Origin of the sequence: Pseudomonas sp. NPDC087803 (assembly GCF_044742995.1) — a bacterium.
Classification (GTDB): Bacteria; Pseudomonadota; Gammaproteobacteria; order Pseudomonadales; family Pseudomonadaceae; genus Aquipseudomonas.
On the sequence record NZ_JBIUVO010000063.1, the window covers coordinates 23,019 to 29,018 of the forward strand.

The 6,000-nt window shown below is 48.5% G+C and carries 6 protein-coding genes and 3 pseudogenes; 2 read left to right on the forward strand and 7 right to left on the reverse strand.

Features of this window, described 5'->3' with window-relative positions; genetic code table 11:
• The first annotated feature begins 49 nt into the window (after positions 1–49).
• Positions 50–718 (forward strand): polysaccharide lyase family 7 protein, encoded by a 669-nt coding sequence (locus ACIOUG_RS22540; protein ID WP_401068775.1) that lies wholly within the window; start codon positions 50–52, stop codon positions 716–718.
• Between the two features lie 200 nt (positions 719–918).
• Here ACIOUG_RS22540 and ACIOUG_RS22545 read toward each other — a convergent pair whose 3' ends face one another.
• Entirely contained in the window at positions 919–1,290 is a 372-nt protein-coding gene (locus ACIOUG_RS22545; RefSeq protein ID WP_401068777.1) for a DUF6124 family protein, read from the reverse strand.
• A gap of 587 nt (positions 1,291–1,877) precedes the next feature.
• Between ACIOUG_RS22545 and ACIOUG_RS22550 the strand changes: the two genes are divergently transcribed.
• Complete coding sequence (locus tag ACIOUG_RS22550) at positions 1,878–2,291, forward strand: hypothetical protein (RefSeq protein WP_401068778.1); 414 nt, start codon at positions 1,878–1,880, stop codon at positions 2,289–2,291.
• A 742-nt stretch (positions 2,292–3,033) separates the two neighbouring features.
• On the opposite strand, the pseudogene ACIOUG_RS22555 reads toward ACIOUG_RS22550, so the two are convergent.
• The 6 genes and pseudogenes from ACIOUG_RS22555 to ACIOUG_RS22580 form a co-directional block, all read right to left on the reverse strand.
• Positions 3,034–3,474: pseudogene (locus ACIOUG_RS22555) on the reverse strand (class II fructose-bisphosphate aldolase); the annotation flags it as partial.
• 41 nt (positions 3,475–3,515) lie between these two features.
• Positions 3,516–3,746 carry a ubiquitin-like protein gene (locus tag ACIOUG_RS22560; RefSeq protein ID WP_401068780.1) on the reverse strand — a complete coding sequence of 77 codons (231 nt, stop codon included), beginning with the start codon at positions 3,744–3,746 and terminating at the stop codon, positions 3,516–3,518.
• A 444-nt stretch (positions 3,747–4,190) separates the two neighbouring features.
• A pseudogene (locus tag ACIOUG_RS22565) lies at positions 4,191–4,332 on the reverse strand (fructose-bisphosphate aldolase); the annotation flags it as partial.
• Positions 4,326–4,973, reverse strand: a complete 648-nt coding sequence (locus ACIOUG_RS22570; RefSeq protein WP_401068781.1) for a hypothetical protein — start codon at positions 4,971–4,973, stop codon at positions 4,326–4,328. The pseudogene ACIOUG_RS22565 and the gene ACIOUG_RS22570, both read right to left, overlap by 7 nt.
• A gap of 226 nt (positions 4,974–5,199) precedes the next feature.
• Positions 5,200–5,301 (reverse strand): annotated as a pseudogene (locus ACIOUG_RS22575) (fructose-bisphosphate aldolase); the annotation flags it as partial.
• Positions 5,302–5,565: 264 nt separating this feature from the next.
• The coding region (locus tag ACIOUG_RS22580; protein ID WP_401068783.1) for a class II fructose-bisphosphate aldolase at positions 5,566–6,000 on the reverse strand (435 nt) is incomplete at its 5' end.

Genomic DNA, 6,000 nt, shown 5'->3' on the forward strand with positions numbered 1-6,000 from the left:
TAGAGCTTCTGGCACTCGCGTTCAGGATGAATTGAGTGGAAGAACCGACATGATCGATCTCGCAACCTGGAACCTCAGCGTTCCCGTCGGCAGTCCGCCGTACACCGTCGAAACCTCCAAACTGGTGAATGGCTTCAAGGATCAGTACTTCCATTCCGACAGCGGCACGCTGTTTTTCTGGTCACCGGTCACCGGGTCAAAAACCGAAAACGCCATCTACCCGCGCACCGAACTGCGCGAAACCTTCAGCAACGGCACCTTGCGCAACTGGTACTACCCGGACGCCGACAACACCCTGCGCGCGACCCTCGCGGTGAACAAGGTGCCCAGCTCCGGCAAGATCGTCATCGGCCAGATCCACGCCTATGAAAGCCAGAAGCCGATGGTCAAGCTCGAATACCAGTACAAGACCAAGACCGAAACCGGCAACCTTGTCATCAAAGTGCGCATGCACCCCGATGACGACGAAAGCCGTGTCATCACCCTCGCCACCGGCATCAAGCTGGATCGCGAATTCAACTACCTGATCCACCTCAGCCCCGGCGGCGCACTCGGCGTGAGCGCGGCGGGTTATCAGTGGGATTCACAGATCAGCGCCACCTGGCGCAACAAGCCGCTGTACTTCAAGGCCGGCGTGTATGTGCAGGACAACACCGGCTATACCAGCGAAGGTGGCCAAGTGACCTTCTCCAAACTCGACATCGATCACGACAAATAACTTTGCCGAGATTGCGAAATCACCCATGAACCCTGTGGGAGTTGGCTTGCCAACGATGGCGCCCTGACAGCCAACCCATATCTTGCAGACTGCACGCAATCCAATTGTAGGAGCGAGCCTGCTCGCGATGGCGGCGTATCAGTCGCCAACAATGCTGAATGGCAGATCGCAATCGCGAGCAGGCTCACTCCTACAAGGGTTCAGCGGAGTTCTGAAGATGTGATTTCCACATTATCCAGCACCCGACTCACCGCCAGCTCCGCCAGCATGATGATCTGCTGAATCGCCAGAATCGTATGCCGCTGCGGGCTATCCACATACGCCGCGATTTCACTGGTCATGATGCTCGCAGAGGCCAGCGACTCACAGGCATGAACCAGCAGACTTTCGTTGTCCATGCCCGGGCTGACCTGGAACATGATGCTGGGTTTGTGAAACCTCAGAGTGGCGGCGTTCGGCTTGAGGTAGTGATCGAGCGCCCGTTCGGCGGCGTCGTGAAGCTTTTTCGAGTCGAGGGATTCGTAGGGCGACGTAGATTCCGCCTCGGGGGGGTTGGGTGTTGGTTTGATCATGGTGAAACTCCAAGTGAGACATTGAGCTGCCACTGATCGCTGCGACGCGATGGGGGAGGCAGCTGTACGCGGGGTCGCAGACCGGATCACTTGGAAACCCGGCATACCCGAAGGTATTCCGCGCACAGCCACCATCGACCAAACTACAAAGCCGAGGCGTTGTGGTTTGGGGTGGCGATTATGCACCAAGTGAGAGGACAGGACTGCGACGTCCGGCCGCTGAATTTGCAGCGACACTTAAAGCCTATCTAGCCGACTTCCGAGGGACAACCGACGCGACCTGTCGGAATATTCCCGGCAAATGACATTTCTGTAGGACGAGTGCACATCTGCAATTCTTAGCCGAAAGCAACTGCGAACCTCATATGGATGTTAAGGAAATCAACATCACGCTAACGCTTCGATTCTTAAACTTCATTGAAATGAAACTTCCAGCGATATCAATCACTCCAAAAACATCTTAAAACCTGTCAACTCTGACAGGTGCGCCAATCCGCCAACAGTCTTATCCTCCATTTTGAAACAAGAAAACTCTCGAGTTTGTCGATAGACAGCTCAAACATAAATATAGTGCAGGGAGCATTAAAATGCCCGGTTCCTACATTTGGAAAGGTGCTTCAATCTGGCACAAAGTTGGTTGCACATGCAGTTCTGACCCAAACTACGTGATTTGTGGATGTCAAGGGGCAGGCGGCTATTTCGCTGGACCGGAGAACCCCACCGAATATACCCTGCTGCTGGCAGCGGCAGAGGAAAAACGTAAAAAAGAAGAACAGGAAGCGGCCGATCTCGCAGAAGTTAATGCCGCTGAGCAGCATAAAAAAAACCTCGACGCCATCGCTTTTCTAGATGCACCGAAGGACTTTAAAAAGGAGAATCGCGACAAAGTAGCAAACGTGGCTGAGAGGCTGGAGTATTATAAAACGAAATATGGAACCAAACCCTCAAGTTGGTCAGATCTCATTTCCAAGACAAACATATTTGGATTCAAGCAAATCTGAAACGACAGTTACACCTACAACCCGCCTGATGGCGGGTTTCTCATTAAACTGTTTAACATCCAAATTTAGTTAAGCTAATTCCGTATAGCAAAAAAGTATTTAAAACCGACAACTATGACAGGTGCAGATCCAAACTTTTTAAATCTTACCTCGATTTAGAAAGGTCAAACAATGGGTCAACACCCCCTGCCTACTGCCAAAATACACTCATGAAGTACATCATGAACAAGGAAGGCTCTATCACAGGCTACCTGTATATTCCCAATTACACGTTGACTTGGAAATCAGACTTCCAATACGCCATCTCAACAACAACCTCGGCGGATAATTTATGGGGCAACACCTGTAATAACTAAAGTTTTTATGCTAATTAGGAGTAATCCAAATAACGAAAAGCGTTCGAAGTCAATATTCCAGCTCTTGGAATCTCTCTCGCGATCAAACTTCCCGCAATATCAATCATAGCAAAAAACCTCTTAAAACCTGCCAAGTCTGACAGGTGACTATTATATCTTAAAACTTTAGCCATTTATAAGTCACACTTCTACAACGACGCTTGAATCAGCTAAACAACCAGACTTAAAAACAACCGAAACAAGAAACACAGGTAATAAATCCTCCAAACTTTCAAACTATCACCCGTTAATCTCATGCCGTAAATCACATCTCAGGCCATATAAATTCGCCAACAAAAAACCCGCCTCTCGGCGGGTTTTTCATCAACGCAGCTTAACGCTCAGACTTAGTTAACCTTAGCGTTCAACTCACCCTTCAAATACCGCTGGAACATCGCTTCCAGCGAGATCGGCTTGATCTTCGAAGCATTACCGGCAGTGCCGAACGCTTCATAACGAGCGATACACACATCACGCATCGCCGTTACAGTCGCGCCGAAGAATTTACGTGGGTCGAATTCGCTCGGGTTGGTGGCCATCAGGCGACGCATGGCGCCGGTGGATGCCAGGCGCAGGTCGGTGTCGATGTTGACCTTGCGTACGCCGTACTTGATGCCTTCGACGATTTCTTCAACCGGTACGCCGTAGGTTTCTTTGATGTCGCCGCCGTACTGGTTGATGATCGCCAGCCACTCTTGTGGCACCGACGAGGAACCGTGCATCACCAGGTGGGTGTTCGGGATGCGCTTGTGGATTTCCTTGATGCGGTCGATTGCCAGCACCTCCCCTTTTCTAACACTTGTCGGATTTCAACCAACGCACTTCGAGACTAACTGTACGCTATCCGAAGAACCAGGAGTAATGTTGCGCCATCGCCAATACCGTAATCCGATAACGTCCTACCATCATCAAGCTGCTTGCCAGCGAATATAAGCCGCTGCTGGTTAGGGGGCAAACCTTCCTTATCTTGAATTCTTGCTTTTACATATTCAACTGTGTCAGTGGCCTCCACTACAAGCAAAATATTACTGCTATAGGGCGTCTTGATAAAAATATCCATGCGTGGCTTTCCTTATTCTGCTCTGTTCAAATTAAATTTAATACTCTCATATAGCTTGATACGTACACGGCAATGAAACACCTGTAAAAACTTACAGTTTTTTATACCAATTGGGAATAAGTTAAATAACGAAACACTACCGACATCAACGAACGCTTCGTAGCAATATCAGTCGGTCATCTCGAGCAGACTCACTCCTACAAAATGCAGGCATGGACCCGTTCACTTTGCACCAAGTGAAAGGACAGGACTGCGACGTCCGGCCGCTGAATTTGCAGCGATACCTATAACCTATCCAGCCGACTTGCGAGGGACAACCGCACGCGACCTGTCGGAAGATTCCTGATAAATGCAAATATCTATAGGACGTGCGCATCAAATCACTTACCAATAAAAAACCCGCCTCTCGGCGGGTTTTGTATAAACACAGCTAAACACTCAGACTTAGTTAACCTTAGTATTCAACTCACCTTTCAGATAACGCTGACACATCGCTTCCAGCGAGATCGGCTTGATCTTCTAAGCGTTACCCGCAGTACCAAGCCTCATAACGAGCGATACACACATCACGCATTGCAGTCACGCTCGCGCCGCAATGCTATAACCCCTCAAATCACCCGTTTTGTTAACCCACCCGCGCTTCAAATTTTCTTCAACACCTTTCTTTACATCCTGCCTGAAACTTTCATAAAGATAAGACTGCCCATCCTTTTTCTTATAACGCCCTTCCTTCAATGCCGAAAGCGCCTGAACAGCATAAGCTTGAAGCTCCGCACTCGACATTCCATTAGTTACTGAAAACTCAACCCCACCACTATGCCCAATTATGTAGGATATCTGCTGTTCCTCACTAATGTCCTGCACGACGTAGCAATGTAATTCGTAGAATGCGGTCAACCTTTTATTGTAACCAGAAATCAAGGCTTTGTCGGCTTGAGTTAATGGTTCAAATTCTTTTAATAGTGAATAATACATTCCACACATCTTTAGTTTCTCTAATTCTTTTACTCTTTGTAGCCCTTGCAATCCTTCTAAGTCTTTTAATACTTCCTCTGCATCCCATATTTCCTCGTCGTTTATGTCTGATTCGTCAAACTCACCTGACATCTTTAAGCCCTCTAAATCCTCCGCCCCCTTTAAACCTAGCAAGCCTTCAATACACATGTTTTTAAAAGCACGTTTTTCTTGCGCAGACCTAACAGGGTACTCTACAAATATAAGTCCCATGATAAATATCTCCATTCGCCAGAAATAAATTTATCCGAAATAAACCTCATCGAAACTCAAACAAAATAAAATAAAATAGAAATTTTACACCTGTAAAAAAGTGACAGTTTTTTATACGGTTTCGATGTTAATATTATTCCAAAATAACTTAAGATCAGCCTGAGACTGCCTGATTACATTCAGCCCTCCACAGATGACTGCGAATTTCTTTTCAAACGCCTTTAACCTAGTTAATTTTGGCGTTCAACCCACCCTTCAGATAACGTTGGAACAACGCTTACAGAGAGATCAGCTTGATCTTCCAAGCATTACCGGAAGTGTCGAAAGCTCGTAGCAAGCCCTACCTCGCGGGACTGATAAGGCGCAAGGTCATCGCTCTAGAAAAAGGCACTTTTGTCGGCGTAGTCGTATATGCAAGCGTATTGGGCACGCTGGACTGCGAGTTAGCTATCGTTTCAACCGACTCTTGAGGAGCTTGCGTATTTATTCGAATGATCTACAGCACCCAGATCACTTCGTATCGCAGAAAACCATACCCACAAAAAACCCGCCTCTCGGCGGGTTTTTCATCAAAGCAGCTTAACGCTCAGGCTTAGTTAACCTTAGCGTTCAACTCACCCTTCAAATACCGCTGGAACATCGCTTCCAGCGAGATCGGCTTGATCTTCGAAGCATTACCGGCAGTGCCGAACGCTTCATAACGAGCGATACACACATCACGCATTGCAGTAACGGTGGCGCCGAAGAATTTACGTGGGTCGAATTCGCTCGGGTTGGTGGCCATCAGGCGACGCATGGCGCCGGTGGATGCCAGGCGCAGGTCGGTGTCGATGTTGACCTTGCGTACGCCGTACTTGATGCCTTCGACGATTTCTTCAACCGGTACGCCGTAGGTTTCTTTGATGTCGCCGCCGTACTGGTTGATGATCGCCAGCCACTCTTGTGGCACCGACGAGGAACCGTGCATCACCAGGTGGGTGTTCGGGATGCGCTTGTGGATTTCCTTGATGCGGTCGATTGCCAGCAC